Source organism: Marinomonas sp. CT5 (genome assembly GCF_018336975.1).
Taxonomy (GTDB): domain Bacteria; phylum Pseudomonadota; class Gammaproteobacteria; order Pseudomonadales; family Marinomonadaceae; genus Marinomonas.
Map to the genome: position 1 here is coordinate 3,620,703 of NZ_CP025572.1, position 14,864 is coordinate 3,635,566.

A 14,864-nucleotide genomic window follows, 5' to 3' on the forward strand; every position below is an offset into this window, starting at 1 on the left:
TTATAAATAAGTAAATTTGAATTCCTTTAACGCTGCATCGATAAAGCGAATCGTATCGTAAAATTAGCACTCTATGTGATCCTAGATATCTATTTCAAAATCCCAGTCATGTACCAACACATTATAAGTGGCGCACAATAAAACCATAAGATAAGCGTGATGCCGCCATCAATATCACCTTATAACCAATAAAAATAACAACTGATATCAGTTGCTTAATGTAAACCTGATATTACTTATGGAGCCCAATATGCCAACCAGAGTAACTTACGACTACAGTTTGACGGGCGATGCGAGCCAAAAAGCACAGCAACAAGGCCTCGTGTCTGCCACCTGGTATCAAACAGACATTCCAAGAAAAACCATGAAAGCTTTGATGAAGCGTTCGGATGCGCCTGCGATTCGTGATACCGCCATTTGGTTTATTGCGCTTTTTGTTTTCGCAGGGATGATAAATTTCGCCTGGGGAACTTGGTGGGTGGCTCCTTTGTTTTTTATCTATGCATTACTCTATGGGACAGCCTCAGATTCTCGTTGGCACGAATGTAGTCATGGCACAGCATTCAAAACCCCTTGGATGAATAGTGTTGTCTATTATATCGCGAGCTTTATGGTAATTCGCGAACCCAAGATTTGGAAATGGAGCCATGCTCGCCATCATACAGACACTATTGTGGTTGGACGCGATTATGAAATTATGGGGCGTCGCCCAACGCGTGTATTACGTCATATTCTTGCCCTATTTGGTCTGCCACAAACATGGGGAACATTAAAAAGCTTAACTCGCCATGCGTTAGGTCGACTATCTACCGATGAGAACAGTTTTGTTCCGGCCTCTGAATATAAGTCTATATTTCAAACTGCGCGTCTCATGCTGATTCTATACGTAGTTATCATTGCGACAGCTGTGTATTTTCGCTCTTGGTACTTTGCCATGATGATTGGCCCATTACCGGCGATGGCTGGTGTATGGCTAGCCTATATATTTGGATTAACCCAGCACGCTGGATTAGCCGAAAATGTGTTAGATCATCGTCAAAATTGCCGCACAATTTACATGAATCCAGTAATGCGCTTTCTCTACTGGAATATGAATTACCACACAGAACATCATATGTTCCCGATGGTGCCTTACCATCAACTTCCTCAGCTTCACCAACTGATGAAAGGAGACTGCCCGCCAGTTTACCCAAGCACATGGAGCGCACTCAAAGAAGTTGTCTCTGCAATGTGGCGCCAACGCAAAGACCCGAATTATTCCATAAAACGAGAAAATTTCTAATGCCCCCTAATGGCTCATGCTTAACAAAGGATTAAGCTCTGGAATTAATAAGTATCTAATCATTCTATAAAAACAATTAAAAACGGGAGAACAACTATGTCTAACTGGATTGAAGTATGCCCTCTGGATGAGATCGACGAAGAAGATGTCATCCCCTTTAACCATAGTGAACAAACCTTTGCTATTTATCGCTGCCCTGAAGGCGAAGTATTTGCCACTAGCGGCTTGTGCACCCATGAACGCATTCATCTTGCTGACGGTTTGGTAATGAATGAAATCATTGAATGCCCCAAACACAACGGCAGGTTTAATTACAAAAATGGGCAAGCACTCGGCGCACCTGTATGTGAGCATTTAAAAACCTTTAACACCAAGGTTGAAAATGACGTTATTTACCTAGAATTAAACACCCAATAATTAAGCAGCCTCGAGGTAAGTATCCCATGAATTCAATGTTAATCATCGGGGCCGGAGAAGCTGGTGTCCGTGCAGCACTTAAATTGCGAGAATTAAATTCGAGTGTTCCTATCACCATAATTGAAATGGAAAAAGGCGATCCATATGAACGCCCACCACTGTCAAAATCGAGCCTAACTGCCGAATTATTCGAGCCTAAAAACATTGTGACAAAAGCTCAGCTAACAGAACAACACATTCAGTTCATAGATGGTGTGCTTGTTGAGTCCATTGACGCTCAAGCTAAGCAGGTAACCTTATCTAATCACAAAAAATTAATGTTCGATAAGTTACTCATAGCTACTGGGGCATCTGCACGTACCCTACCATTCGCCAATGCCTCTGAAGAGGACCTTGAGCACTTCGTGTTTACTTTACGAACAGCAAGCGACTGTCAACGAATACGAAGCAAGGTATTAGCAGGACAAAAAGTCGTGCTAATTGGCGCAGGTTTTATTGGTTTAGAGTTAGCTGCTAGCCTTCAAGCACAACAAATAAAAGTCACTGTACTCGAGACTCAGCCACGAATTCTACAAAGAGCAGTGCCTGAAGCAGTTGCTCGAATACTACACCAAGCACATCATCAAAACGGTACCGAAATTAAGCTTAATTCGTCTATTGAAAATGTCACTTTTGATCATCAAGCACGCATCACCCTGTCGTCAGGAGAGCATCTGGATGCAGACTGGCTTGTGGTCGGCATCGGCTCTATCCCCAACATAAATATTGCACAGCAAGCAGAACTAGAAATTGACAACGGTATCAAAGTTAACATACAGATGCAGACATCTCACAAGGATATTTATGCTGCGGGCGATGTGTGTTCTTTTCCTTATACCGTCACTCAGCAGCGAGTCCGCTTGGAGTCTTGGCGCTGTGCACAAGAGCAAGCAGAAGTTGCAGCTCAAAACATGCTTGGAGGCCGTAAAGTATACGACCTAGCTCCTTGGTTTTGGTCAGACCAATACAATCTAGGTTTGCAGATGGTTGGGTTGCCTCTAGGAGCCACACATTCAGTGACTCGGTTATTAGGAGAGTCGTCTTGTTTGCATTTTGAAGCTCACAGTGACGGGCATCTTTTATCAGCGTGCGGGGTTGGTGTCGGTAACCAAATAGCTAAGGACATAAAACTTGCTGAACGCCTTATTAACCAAAGAAAAACAGTATCAATAGAAGAGTTAGCAGACCCGTACGTCAAACTTAAAGACCTTTTGAAAAAGTAGCAGGCTATCAATGAATTTAATTATTTTGCAGTCCATGTGGGCAATGGAAAACATATTACCCAACGGTGAAACTCTGCCTATGCCTGACGCAGTGACTCGCATTGCTCAACATGGATTCCATGGTGTAACAGACCATATGATGGAAGCTAAAAAAGTCGCACCTTTGATGACTGAACTAAAAGCACATGGACTAACCATGGAAGGGCAATGTTTTCCAGCTAACATTGATGAACTAAAACCCGCCATTGAATTAGCCGCTCGTTATAAGCCTCATCATATCACCATCCAGCCCAATATCCGTACTCGCAATCTGAAAGAAGCGATTCAGCTGTTAGAAGGCTGGCAGCGCTTAGCAGAACAAATTGACACACCTGTATTAGTTGAAACTCACCGATACCGACTTACGAATGACTTACTTTTCACTCTAGAAATATTAGCAGAAATGCCAAATCTGAAGTTGCTAGGTGACCTCTCTCATTATGTTGCAGGGCATGAAATACCACTTGATGAAGACGCCAGTGAAGATATCAAACACTTGCAAATCATTATGTCTCACTGCCATGCATACCATGGCAGAGTTGCCAATCGCGAGCAGGTGCAAATCCCTATCAGCTTTCCTCAACACAAACTCTGGGTCGATGCTTTTTATGATTTATGGAAATGGGGCTTCGCTAATTGGCAACAACGTGCCAATCAAGACGATACCTTGTCGTTCACCTGCGAATTAGGAACACGCCCCTATTCAATAACAGATCAACATAATCAAGACATTACAAATCGCTGGAATGAGTCTTTGATACTAAAGGAAATGGCCGAAGATATTTGGCAAGAAACTTATTCGTTGTCAAAAAATTAGAAAAAAACAGATTTTTCATATAAATAAAAAAATGTTTCATTTATATGCAATGGAAATGGCATACAAACACGAAAAATAAAATGCAACACTTTGTTTTTTAAAGAGATTATTTAAATAAAAACCAATCGTGATTTTTTTATTCTAATCTATTGATAATATAGAATATATATTCTAATATTACCATAGATATATTAATCAATAAAAAAACAGCCACTTCATTTTTGACAAAGTGCTACTCACCTTGTTGTCATTTCGGCTGATATGGGAGATGAAGAATCATGCACAAAGATAAAACGTTAGACCTTATTTGTCTTGGACGCGCAGCAGTCGATATGTATTCAGAACAAATAGGCAGCCGTTTAGAAGACGTTAGTAGCTTTGCAAAATACCTAGGTGGCTCCTCTGGCAACATGGCTTTTGGTACTGCACGTCTTGGCCTAAAAAGTGCCATGCTAACCCGTGTAGGGAATGAGCATTTGGGGCGTTTCGTTAAAGAAGAATTGGGCCGTGCAGGCGTAGACACTAGCCATGTTATCACTGATCCAGAACGCTTAACGGCTTTGGTCATCCTAGGTATCAAAGATCAGGATACCTTTCCCCTCATTTTCTACCGAAATGATTGTGCAGACATGGCTGTCAGTAAAGACGATTTTGACGCTGAATTTATTGGCTCAGCAAAAGCGCTTGTTATTACTGGCACTCATTTTTCTACAGAAAGCACTTACGAAACCAGCAAACAGGCTATCGCCTATGCTAAACAAGCTGGCACAAAATGCGCTTTGGACATCGACTACCGCCCTGTTCTTTGGGGATTAACCAGCCCCGGCGACGGTGAAACTCGCTTCATTTCTAACGCAAAAGTCTCTACTCACTTACAAAGTATTTTGGCTGACTTTGATCTTATCGTTGGAACAGAAGAAGAAGTCCATATTGCCGGTGGAAGCACAAACACTATTGCGGCATTGAAAAAAATTCGTGAACTAAGTAACGCCACTATAGTACTTAAACTGGGTTCTCAAGGCTGTACTGTACTTGAAGGTGCAATCCCTAACTCTATGGATGACTTAAAACTGCATGTTGGCGTTCGCGTAGATGTACTCAACGTCCTTGGTGCTGGCGATGCGTTCATGAGTGGTTTCTTGCGAGGCTGGATTCGTGGCGAATCAGCAGAGCAATCTTGTACCTATGCCAATGCATGTGGTGCTCTGGTTGTATCACGTCATGGTTGTGCTCCAGCTATTCCAAGTGCGGAAGAACTGGATAACTACATAGCTCGTGCGGAACAAATTAAACGCCCAGATTTAGATCGTGAACTGAACCATTTACATCGAGTCACCACAGAGCGATTACCTTACAACTGGCAAGATCTATGTATTTTTGCTTTCGACCATCGTAAACAACTCTTTGATATGGCTCGTGAAGAAGGTGCAGATCCTTCTCGCATTAAAAGACTCAAACGCCTATTAGTTGATGCATTAGATGTAGGTGCTCGAGAGATAGGCGGCAGCCAATACGGAGTACTCATTGACGATACTTATGGTCAAGATGCGCTAAATGCTGTCACGGGTCGCGGTCTTTGGATTGGGCGTCCTGTTGAACTTCCAAGCTCTCGCCCTATTGAATTAGAAGGCGGACGTAGCATTGGATCTCGTCTTAAAAACTGGCCGAAAGAGCACATAGTAAAATGTCTTGTTTTTTATCACTCCCAAGATGAAATTGAGATGCGCACTGCTCAAGAACGCCAAGTAATCGAGCTATATAAAGCATGCTGCGCTTCAGGTCATGAACTTTTACTGGAAATTATTCCGCCACGAGACAAAGAGTTTGATGACAGTGTGTTCACTGACTCTATCAAACGCTTCTATCACTTAGATGTACGCCCAGATTGGTGGAAACTACCTCCTCAGTCTAAGTCAAACTGGAAGGCAATTACTGACATTATCAATCATCATGATAAACATTGCCGTGGTGTAGTAATGTTAGGTCTAGATGCTCCAATGAACGAGCTCAAAGAAGGCTTTGCAAACAGTGCAGGATTCGATATTTGTAAAGGCTTTGCTGTTGGACGATCTATTTTTAGTGAGCCAAGCCGTGCATGGTTAGGAAATCGTTATAGCGATCAGCAACTTATCGACGCTATCGTATCGAATTATTTGGAACTCGTATCCTACTGGAAAGAACGTCACAGCGCTCAGCCACAACAGAAACAGGCTTAAAGGAAACCCACATGACAACAATAAAACTTACCATGGCGCAAGCCGTCGTCAGATTCATGATGGCGCAAAAAGTAGAAACTGACAGCGGCATTCAACCTATGTTTGTCGGTGTTTGGGGGATTTTTGGACACGGTAACGTCGCTGGTTTAGGTGAAGCGCTTTACCATGTAAAAGACAAACTTCCAACTTATCGTGCACACAATGAGCAAGGTATGGCACATGCCGCCATTGCTTATTCAAAAACTAAAAACCGCCAGCAAATGATGGCCTGTACCGCATCTGCAGGCCCTGGCGCTGTTAACATGGTAACCGCTGCCGCAGTCGCTCATGTGAACCGTATCCCCGTCCTGTTTCTTCCTGGCGATACTTTCGCAACGCGTATGCCTGATCCGGTGTTACAGCAGGTGGAAAACTTCCAAGACATGACAATCACATCAAACGATTGTTTTCGCCCAGTTAGTCGTTTCTTTGACCGAATTACTCGTCCTGAACAATTATTGACTTCACTGCCTCAAGCGATGCGAGTTTTAATGGATCCTATCGAATGTGGACCCGCGACACTTGCCCTACCTCAAGATGTGCAAACCATGACATTCGATTATCCATTAAGCTTTTTTGATGAAAAAGTACATCGTCTACGCCGCCAAGAACCGGATTTCTATGAATTAAATGATGCCCTAAAACTGATCCGTCAGGCTAGAAAACCTGTCGTAATTGCTGGAGGTGGTGTCCATTATTCCGGCGCTCTGAAAGAGTTTGACAACTTTGTTAGTCAATTCCAGCTCCCTGTTGGCGAAACTCAAGCGGGTAAAGGTGCTCTTCCTTGGGATCACAAATATAACATGGGAACCATAGGTGTAACTGGGGCAGCATCAACAAACAAGTTGTGTGCTGAAGCCGATTTAATTATTGCCATTGGAACTCGATTGGGTGATTTTGCATCGGGGTCACGCTCGATGATAAATCCAGATGCCAAAATCGTTAGCATCAATGTGGCATCTTTTGATGCGATTAAACACAAAGGCCAAGCCTTAGTTGGTGATGCAAAACTGACACTTACTCTTTTAAGTAAAGCACTTCAAGGCTGGAAAATTGATACAGATTGGAGCGTTAAAGCTGAAGCAGAACGAGTTGACTGGCAAAAAGTCATAGATAAAGTCACTGCAGATCGAGGCACACAACTACCAAGCGACGGTGAAGTCGTCGGTGCGGTAAACCGCGCAGCAGGCGAAAAAGACATGGTGGTTTGTGCTGCTGGCGGTTTGCCTGGCGAATTACAAAAACTGTGGCGTACTCGTTACAGTCGTGGCTACCACATGGAATACGGCTATTCCTGTATGGGCTACGAGCTTGCAGGCGGACTAGGTGCAAAAATGGCAAGCCCTCAATCAGAAGTGTTTGTTATGGTAGGTGATGGTTCTTACCTAATGCTGAACTCTGAAATTGCTACTTCCGTAATGATAGGACAGAAAATCATTATGGTAGTCTTAGATAACCGAGGCTATGGTTGTATTCACCGTCTTCAGCAATTCTGTGGCGGCCCTGGCTTCAATAACATGTTGGATGATTGCTTAACCATCCCTGAAGGCGCACCAAAAATAGATTTTGCCGCACACGCCAAATCAATGGGTGCAAGCTCTGAAAAAGTGACCACTATAGCGGAACTCGAAGAAGCTCTAGTGCGTGCCAAGGCATCACCAATTAGCTACCTGATCACCCTAGACACAGACCCAGACATCACGACAGAAAATGGTGGTCACTGGTGGGATGTAGCTGTACCAGAAGTATCTGAACGCGAGCAAGTACGTCAGGCTAGAAAAACCTACGACGCTCATAAAGCACGTCAGTTTAAAAACCTATAAAACACTATCTACTGATTGGAGAATAAAAATGAGCGTACGAATCGGTATAAATCCACTGACTTGGACTAATGACGACCTACCAACTTTGGGTGCTGAAACACCGCTTGAAACCTGCCTAAGTGAAGGTAAACAAGCAGGATTTAGTGGTTTTGAATTAGGCCACAAATTCCCTCGCACACCAGAAGCTCTTGGCCCTATTTTAAAAGAGCATGATTTAAGCTTGGTTTCTGGCTGGTTCAGCGGTGAATTATTGACTCGCAGTGTAGAAGAAGAAATTGAGGCCATAAAGCCTCATCTTCACCTGCTAAAATCTCTTGGTGCTAAAGCCATGGTTTACTGCGAGATAACAGACTGCATCCATGGGCAAATAGAAACACCACTGTCACACCGCCCTATTATTAGCGAAGAAAAGATCGCTGAAATGAGTAAGAAGCTGACTCAAGTTGCAGACTACTGCCTATCTCAAGGGGTGCAAATTGCTTACCACCATCACATGGGGACAGTCATTGAAAGTCAACACGAAGTTGACCTACTAATGAAATACACAGGTCCTTCTGTTGGTCTACTTTTAGATACTGGCCATATGACCTTTGCGGGCGGTAATCCATTAGAAGTTCAAGCAAAACACGCAGATCGCATTATTCACGTGCATTGCAAAGACCTTCGCCCTGAGATCCTAAAAGACGCTAAGAACCGCGACATAAGCTTCTTGAATGCTATGTTAAATGGCGTTTTTACTGTGCCGGGTGATGGTTTTATTGATTACGGCAGTTTATTCAAACAACTTAAAGCAAGTAACTATTCTGGCTGGTTGGTTGTGGAAGCAGAACAAGATCCAAGTGTTGCGCATCCATTAACATACGCAACACTTGGGGCAAACAACCTGAAAGCGTTATGCGCTGAATCCGGGTTAGAAATCGTCAAATAACCACCAATATTTATTCGTGATGCTAATGCTAGATTAATGGCGTTAGCGTCAACAAAAACACATGCAAACGTTAGGTATTCTCATGAAAACATTAGGTAACTACATTAACGGTAAGCAAATTGCCAGCCAAAGCGGCCGCACAGGTCCAGTTTACAACCCAGCTACTGGCGCTCAAAGCCTTAGCGTTGCGCTTTCTAGTGCTGACGAAACTCGCACAGCGATTGAATCTGCACAAGAAGCGTTCAAAACATGGAGTAAAGTTACTCCACTTAACCGTGCTCGAGTCATGTTTAAATTTAAAGCATTGCTAGAACAGCACGCAGATGAAATCGCAGAGATGATCACCAATGAGCATGGCAAAGTGTTTTCGGATGCCAAAGGTGAATTAACACGCGGTATCGAAGTAGTGGAATTTGCCTGCGGCATTCCGCATCTACAAAAAGGCGAGCACAGTCTAAACGTTGGTCGCGGTGTAGACAGCATGTCTTTAATGCAACCTCTTGGTGTTTGCGCGGGTATTTCACCGTTCAACTTCCCTGCTATGGTCCCAATGTGGATGTTCCCTGTTGCTATTGCTAGCGGCAACGCTTTTGTAATGAAGCCATCAGAAAAAGATCCTTCTGTACCACTACGATTGGCAGAGCTACTTACTGAAGCAGGTCTTCCTGATGGCGTTTTCAATATCGTTAATGGCGATAAAGAAGCGGTAGATGTGTTGCTAACGGATGAACGAGTTCAAGCAGTTAGCTTTGTTGGTTCAACACCTATTGCAGAATACATTTACGCAACAGCTTCTGCTCATGGCAAACGAGTACAAGCGCTTGGCGGTGCCAAAAACCATATGATTGTGATGCCAGATGCTGATCCAAGCCAAGTTGTTGGTTCCCTAATGGGTGCTGCTTATGGTTCTGCTGGTGAACGCTGTATGGCGATCTCTGTCGCAGTTTGTGTTGGTGATGATGTTGCCGATAATCTGATCGACAGTTTAAGTACTGAAATTGATGGAATGCGAGTCGGGCCAGGTGTCGGCTTGCCAGAAGAGGCACACATGGGCCCAGTCATTTCCAAAGAGCATTGCGCAAAAATCAAAGACTACATCGGTATCGGTGTGGAAGAAGGCGCTACTTTGGTTCGTGATGGTCGTGATTTTGTCTATCCAGGCAATGAAAATGGATACTTCGTTGGACCAACCTTGTTCGATAATGTGAAACAAGGTATGCGCATCTATAACGAAGAAATTTTTGGCCCTGTTTTATGCGTGGTTCGCGCCAACAGTTACCAAGAAGCATTGGATATGATCAATGCCCACGAATACGGTAATGGCACGTCAATCTTCACCCGTGATGGCGATACAGCTCGTCAATTCTGTGAAGACGTTCAAGTAGGAATGGTTGGCGTGAATGTGCCAATTCCAGTACCTATGGCCTTCCATAGCTTCGGTGGCTGGAAACGCTCTTTATTTGGTCCATTACACATGCACGGACCAGATGGTGTTCGTTTCTACACTCGCATGAAAACCATCACAGCACGCTGGCCAACAGGTCTTCGTGCTGGCGCTGAATTCTCAATGCCAACTATGAAGTAAACATCAGTGAGCGGTGTATCTACACCGCTCATTTTCTTTCAATATTTATATCGTTATTTAATAGGAGTTATGCATGAACAAAATAAATAAAATAGCATTGCTACTTTTATCAGTAGGAACAATAAGCAACGCTCAGGCCACAAATATAGGCATAAGCATGACATCCTTTGATAACCCCTTTTTAAATATTTTGATCAATGGAATGAAGTCTGCGGACCAATCAAATGACGATATAACACTACAATTTGAAGATGCCAATAGTGATATTGGACGTCAGTTAAACCAAGTCCAAAGTTTCATTGCAAGTGGGGTTGATGCCATTATCGTTAACGCTGTAGATGGTGATTCCACTATGGCAATCACACAAATGACAAATGAAGCGGGCATACCTTTAGTTTATGTAAATCATCCACCTATCGACATTAATCAATTACCTGATACCGCCAGTTTTGTCGGCTCTAATGAGCTAGATTCAGGCACTTTACAAACAGAAGAAGTTTGTCGTCTATTAAATGGTAAAGGTAACGCGTTGGTCATCATAGGTCCTCTTGAGAATCATGCAGCGCTAACACGCACTAAAGATGTAGAAAAAGTATTGTCACGTCCTGAATGCTCAGGCATTAAAATTCTTGATAAGCAAGTGGCTAACTGGTCTCGAACACAAGCCTACGACCTAATGACCAATTGGATTACTTCTGGCATAGAGTTTAATACAGTCATAGCCAACAATGATGAAATGGCCATCGGTGCCATTCAAGCAATAGAAGCATCCAGTCTTAACATCGACAATATTGTTGTAGCTGGCATTGATGCAACAGCTGATGGCTTAGCGGCTATGAGATCTGGTGAACTGAGTATCACCGTTTTTCAGAATGCAACAAAACAAGGCCAAGTAGCTGTTCAAACCGCTTATAAAATGGTTCATGGCGACCCTGTAGATCGTAATCTTTGGGTGCCCTTTGAACTGGTAACAAAACAGAATCTTTCCCAATACTCTTCAAAGTAATGGGAATACCTTAGCTCAGTCGCAGATTGTTATTGTCTAACTCTCTAGTAAGCGACTTTTTAGCCCACCATTTGGTGGGCTTTTTTTTAAATCATTAACAATGCCACTGTTCGAAGGCGGGGGTTTTGTGAGTCTGGAAAGTGCAGTAAATGACTTCAAAATAAACTCAGAGGCATCCACTATTATGGATAAGAGCAAACCAGTCCTATTCAGAGTCATCAGAAATCAAATCATGTTTAAAGTTATCACTTCCCTGTATTTGCAATGTGAACAGCACAATATTGATATGTACTTAAAACATAACTTTGACTTAATACACCAAATGATTGACAAAGGCGTCAAAAAAGCAATGATGGTGAATTTTTTAAACATAAACAAAAAAGGGCCATCAGCCCTTTTGAAACTTTGAAGTTATGCTCAAACCTTGTAACGAGAAATAGAAGACTGTAACTCTTCTGTGAGTGTACGAATGTCATTACCAATCGCAGACAAATCCTTAGCACCTTGCGCATTTTTCTCTGCGCTGCTGCTGATATGTTGTGCTCGTTCGTTTACTTCTTTTGCGGTGTAACTTTGTTCTTCTGTCGCACTGGCTATTTGCTCGTTCATCGATACGATTAGCTCTACGCTGGAGCTGACTTTATCGATACTTGCTGAAGACGCTTCCGAAACCGATATCATGCTTCCTGTCATATCCTGACTTTCTTTCATCACATCAACAGTGGCTTTAATTAAGCCCTGCATTTTTTCGATTGTCGTTTGAATTTCTTCTGTCGATTGTTTAGTACGACCTGCCAAAGAGCGAACCTCGTCTGCAACAACCGCAAAACCTCGACCTTGTTCACCAGCGCGAGCAGCTTCAATTGCTGCATTCAGTGCCAATAGGTTTGTTTGCTCCGCAATGTCTTTAATGGTTTCAATGACGCTATCGATACGACGACCATGTTGATTTAATTCTTCTGACGCCTCACTAGCACGATTAATCTGCTTTGCTTGAGAGTGGACAGAGTCAATCGTATTTTGGATCTGCTGCCGTGTTTCCGTCATCGATGATTTAACTTGAGATGCGGTTCTCATCGTTTCTTGAGATAAGTTGGCCACTTCACGTACCGCTTCTTCCATTTGCTCCATAGCATCCGCTGTTTGATTGGCGACTTCCTTCTGAGAATTAGCACTGGCATTGGATTCTTGGCTGAATCTGGCATTCTGCTCAGCTGTCTCCAGCAAACGTTCAGAGGTGATGGCTAACAGACCAAATGTTTCTCGTAACGTGGTAATCAATTGTTGTAAGTAGCCCCCCAGTTCAGACAATTCATCTTTACCTGTTACAGCAAAGTTTACTGTCAAATCCCCGTTTGAGATTTTCAGGATAGTGTCGCGAAAGCGTTGTAAAGATTTACGTAGATTACGCGCCACTAAATATGCAACCAAAATGGCAGCAAAAATAGCCGCCCCACCAATAGAAGCCTGTATCATTTGGCTTAAAGCCACATCTTTTGCAGAGGCCTGTTTGACCTTTTCCATACTGGAAGTAAGTTCGTTAACCAAGGTATCAATTTGCGCTAGCACTTTTTCCATTTGATTAGTGAGCGAACCAATGTCACTTGCCGCTTGTTTCTGTTGTAAAATCTGTTGCTTATATAGAGAAAACAAACCGTCAGGTGATTGCATTTGGAATAAAAGTGGGTCGATCATCAGCTTAAACAAGCGCCCCTTGTCTTTATCTATTTTAGCAAGGTTATCAAAGCTACGTTTTACCAGTACATCTTGACCATCTAAATTTTTCGCTAATAAACCAAAATCCCCAGTAACGAGGTAATCGTTAAAACCACTTGTAATCAATGATACACTGCGATTTAACGTGGTTATTTCCAGCTTCCAGTTCGGATCATTCGGATAATAACCTGCACTGTATTTACGCAGATAATAATCCAACTGCGACGCTAATTGATTGACTGTATTTTGTTGCTGTAAAACTGCGTCACGGGTTTTTAACGATTGCACATGCGCTTTTAAAATGACATCTGCTTGCTCTTGTATCAAGCGAGAATTATCACGAATAACGTTCAAATCGTCCGCCGTTTCTATAGTGCTATTGCGTTGCTCTAACTCCCTCAACTGCTTAGAAAAGTCATTAAACAATGCGATAATCTGCTGATCTTTACTGTTAATATCGTTTTTAAAATTATCACTAATCGCTAAATTCAACTGACGATCTGCTAACAACAATGTAGTTTTTAAGTTTCCCGCGTCAATAGTCATAGGCACGGCTTTATCGGTCATGGAGACAAGTTGCTCGTTTAACTTATCCAATGAAAGTAAACTCGATGAAGCCAGAAGAATCAGGGCCAATATGAGAATCGCGAAGCCGATGTAGATCCTTTGAATAATAGATAAAGACATATTTGGCTCCAATCTCAATGATCGTTGGTAAATTGATGAAGATTATTTTTGTTTACCAATCTAAATGGCACCCAGATTTCTTTCGACACAGATTTCCCATTTACCATATCAATAGCGGCATTGGCGGCACCTTGTGCTTGCCCAGCAACATCCTGAAACACAGTGACATCGAGTTTTCCGTCCCCCATGTATTTCAATGCATCAGCTGTGGCGTCTACGCCACCAATCAAATAATCACGCGGATTTAGGCCAGCTTCTTCTATAGCAGTTATCGCGCCAATAGCCATTTCGTCGTTATTCGCAACGATAATATTAAATTGGCCCGCGTATTCTTTAAGCCATTTTGTGGTGATTTTTAAGCCTTCATTACGCTCCCAGTTACCACGCTCTCGAACAATCACTTTCATATCTGGGTATTTTTTTATGACAGTATCCACGTCTAAGGTACGAATCTTAGCCGCAGGGTGTGACTCTTCTCCCATGAGAAGAACAACATTGCCTTTGTAATTTGCCAAGCGAGCTAGCTCTTCCATTTCCAAAGTGCCAGACTCAAGTTCATTGGAACCCACGTAAACGACACCATTTGGAAGCGGAGAGATATCCGGTTTCACATTGACGAAAACCAAAGGTATGTTACTTTTCGTGGCTAAATCTACGATGGGTTGGGCGAAGTCCTTCGAAGGGTTCACTAGGATCACAATCAAAGCATCCACTTTTGCCTCCGCGAAACGCTTTATCTGCGCAAATTGCTTTTCTTTTGAGTCTTCTGCTTGATCGATATAAACATCATGGCCGCTTTTATCGATGGTCGACTCAATATTCGTGCGTAATAGATTGATAAAGTTATCGTTGTATCTTGGCAAACTCACAGCAATTAAGCTCGCATGCGCTTGAAAAACAAAGCTCACTAACATAAAAGCAAGGCACAGTCGTTGAATCATGATGCAATCACCTTTTTATTTTTAATGGATATTCATAGTAATTTAAGAAGTATTTTAGGATTTTTGCTCATAAATACATGTGAGGTTTATTTATCTATTTGTAAGT

The 14,864-nt window shown here is 42.7% G+C and carries 12 protein-coding genes; 10 read left to right on the forward strand and 2 right to left on the reverse strand.

Features of this window, described 5'->3' with window-relative positions:
* Positions 1–250 precede the first annotated feature (250 nt).
* The 10 genes from C0J08_RS17385 (at position 251) to C0J08_RS17430 (ending at position 11,823) form a co-directional block, all read left to right on the forward strand.
* Positions 251–1,282, forward strand: a complete 1,032-nt coding sequence (locus C0J08_RS17385; protein ID WP_212653169.1) for a fatty acid desaturase family protein — start codon at positions 251–253, stop codon at positions 1,280–1,282.
* Between the two features lie 96 nt (positions 1,283–1,378).
* The gene (locus C0J08_RS17390; protein ID WP_212653170.1) at positions 1,379–1,699 is read left to right on the forward strand and encodes a MocE family 2Fe-2S type ferredoxin; all 321 of its coding nucleotides are present in this window, start codon (positions 1,379–1,381) and stop codon (positions 1,697–1,699) included.
* Positions 1,700–1,725: 26 nt separating this feature from the next.
* Positions 1,726–2,961: an NAD(P)/FAD-dependent oxidoreductase gene (locus C0J08_RS17395; RefSeq protein WP_212653171.1), complete on the forward strand. Its 1,236-nt coding sequence runs from the start codon at positions 1,726–1,728 to the stop codon at positions 2,959–2,961.
* A 10-nt stretch (positions 2,962–2,971) separates the two neighbouring features.
* Positions 2,972–3,817 carry a sugar phosphate isomerase/epimerase family protein gene (locus tag C0J08_RS17400; protein WP_212653172.1) on the forward strand — a complete coding sequence of 282 codons (846 nt, stop codon included), beginning with the start codon at positions 2,972–2,974 and terminating at the stop codon, positions 3,815–3,817.
* A gap of 278 nt (positions 3,818–4,095) precedes the next feature.
* Positions 4,096–6,033: a bifunctional 5-dehydro-2-deoxygluconokinase/5-dehydro-2-deoxyphosphogluconate aldolase gene (locus tag C0J08_RS17405; RefSeq protein WP_212653173.1), complete on the forward strand. Its 1,938-nt coding sequence runs from the start codon at positions 4,096–4,098 to the stop codon at positions 6,031–6,033.
* A gap of 11 nt (positions 6,034–6,044) precedes the next feature.
* Positions 6,045–7,895, forward strand: a complete 1,851-nt coding sequence (gene iolD / locus C0J08_RS17410; RefSeq protein WP_212653174.1) for a 3D-(3,5/4)-trihydroxycyclohexane-1,2-dione acylhydrolase (decyclizing) — start codon at positions 6,045–6,047, stop codon at positions 7,893–7,895.
* 28 nt (positions 7,896–7,923) lie between these two features.
* The gene (gene iolE / locus C0J08_RS17415; protein WP_212653175.1) at positions 7,924–8,823 is read left to right on the forward strand and encodes a myo-inosose-2 dehydratase; all 900 of its coding nucleotides are present in this window, start codon (positions 7,924–7,926) and stop codon (positions 8,821–8,823) included.
* Positions 8,824–8,905: 82 nt separating this feature from the next.
* Positions 8,906–10,408: a CoA-acylating methylmalonate-semialdehyde dehydrogenase gene (locus tag C0J08_RS17420; RefSeq protein WP_212653176.1), complete on the forward strand. Its 1,503-nt coding sequence runs from the start codon at positions 8,906–8,908 to the stop codon at positions 10,406–10,408.
* Positions 10,409–10,481: 73 nt separating this feature from the next.
* Entirely contained in the window at positions 10,482–11,414 is a 933-nt protein-coding gene (locus C0J08_RS17425) for a sugar ABC transporter substrate-binding protein (protein WP_212653177.1), read from the forward strand.
* A gap of 127 nt (positions 11,415–11,541) precedes the next feature.
* Positions 11,542–11,823 carry a hypothetical protein gene (locus C0J08_RS17430; RefSeq protein ID WP_212653178.1) on the forward strand — a complete coding sequence of 94 codons (282 nt, stop codon included), beginning with the start codon at positions 11,542–11,544 and terminating at the stop codon, positions 11,821–11,823.
* Positions 11,824–11,831: 8 nt separating this feature from the next.
* Here the strand turns inward: C0J08_RS17430 and C0J08_RS17435 are convergent, their stop codons facing one another.
* Positions 11,832–13,817, reverse strand: a complete 1,986-nt coding sequence (locus tag C0J08_RS17435) for a methyl-accepting chemotaxis protein (RefSeq protein WP_212653179.1) — start codon at positions 13,815–13,817, stop codon at positions 11,832–11,834.
* Positions 13,818–13,831: 14 nt separating this feature from the next.
* The gene (locus C0J08_RS17440; protein ID WP_212653180.1) at positions 13,832–14,758 is read right to left on the reverse strand and encodes a substrate-binding domain-containing protein; all 927 of its coding nucleotides are present in this window, start codon (positions 14,756–14,758) and stop codon (positions 13,832–13,834) included.
* Positions 14,759–14,864: the final 106 nt, after the last annotated feature.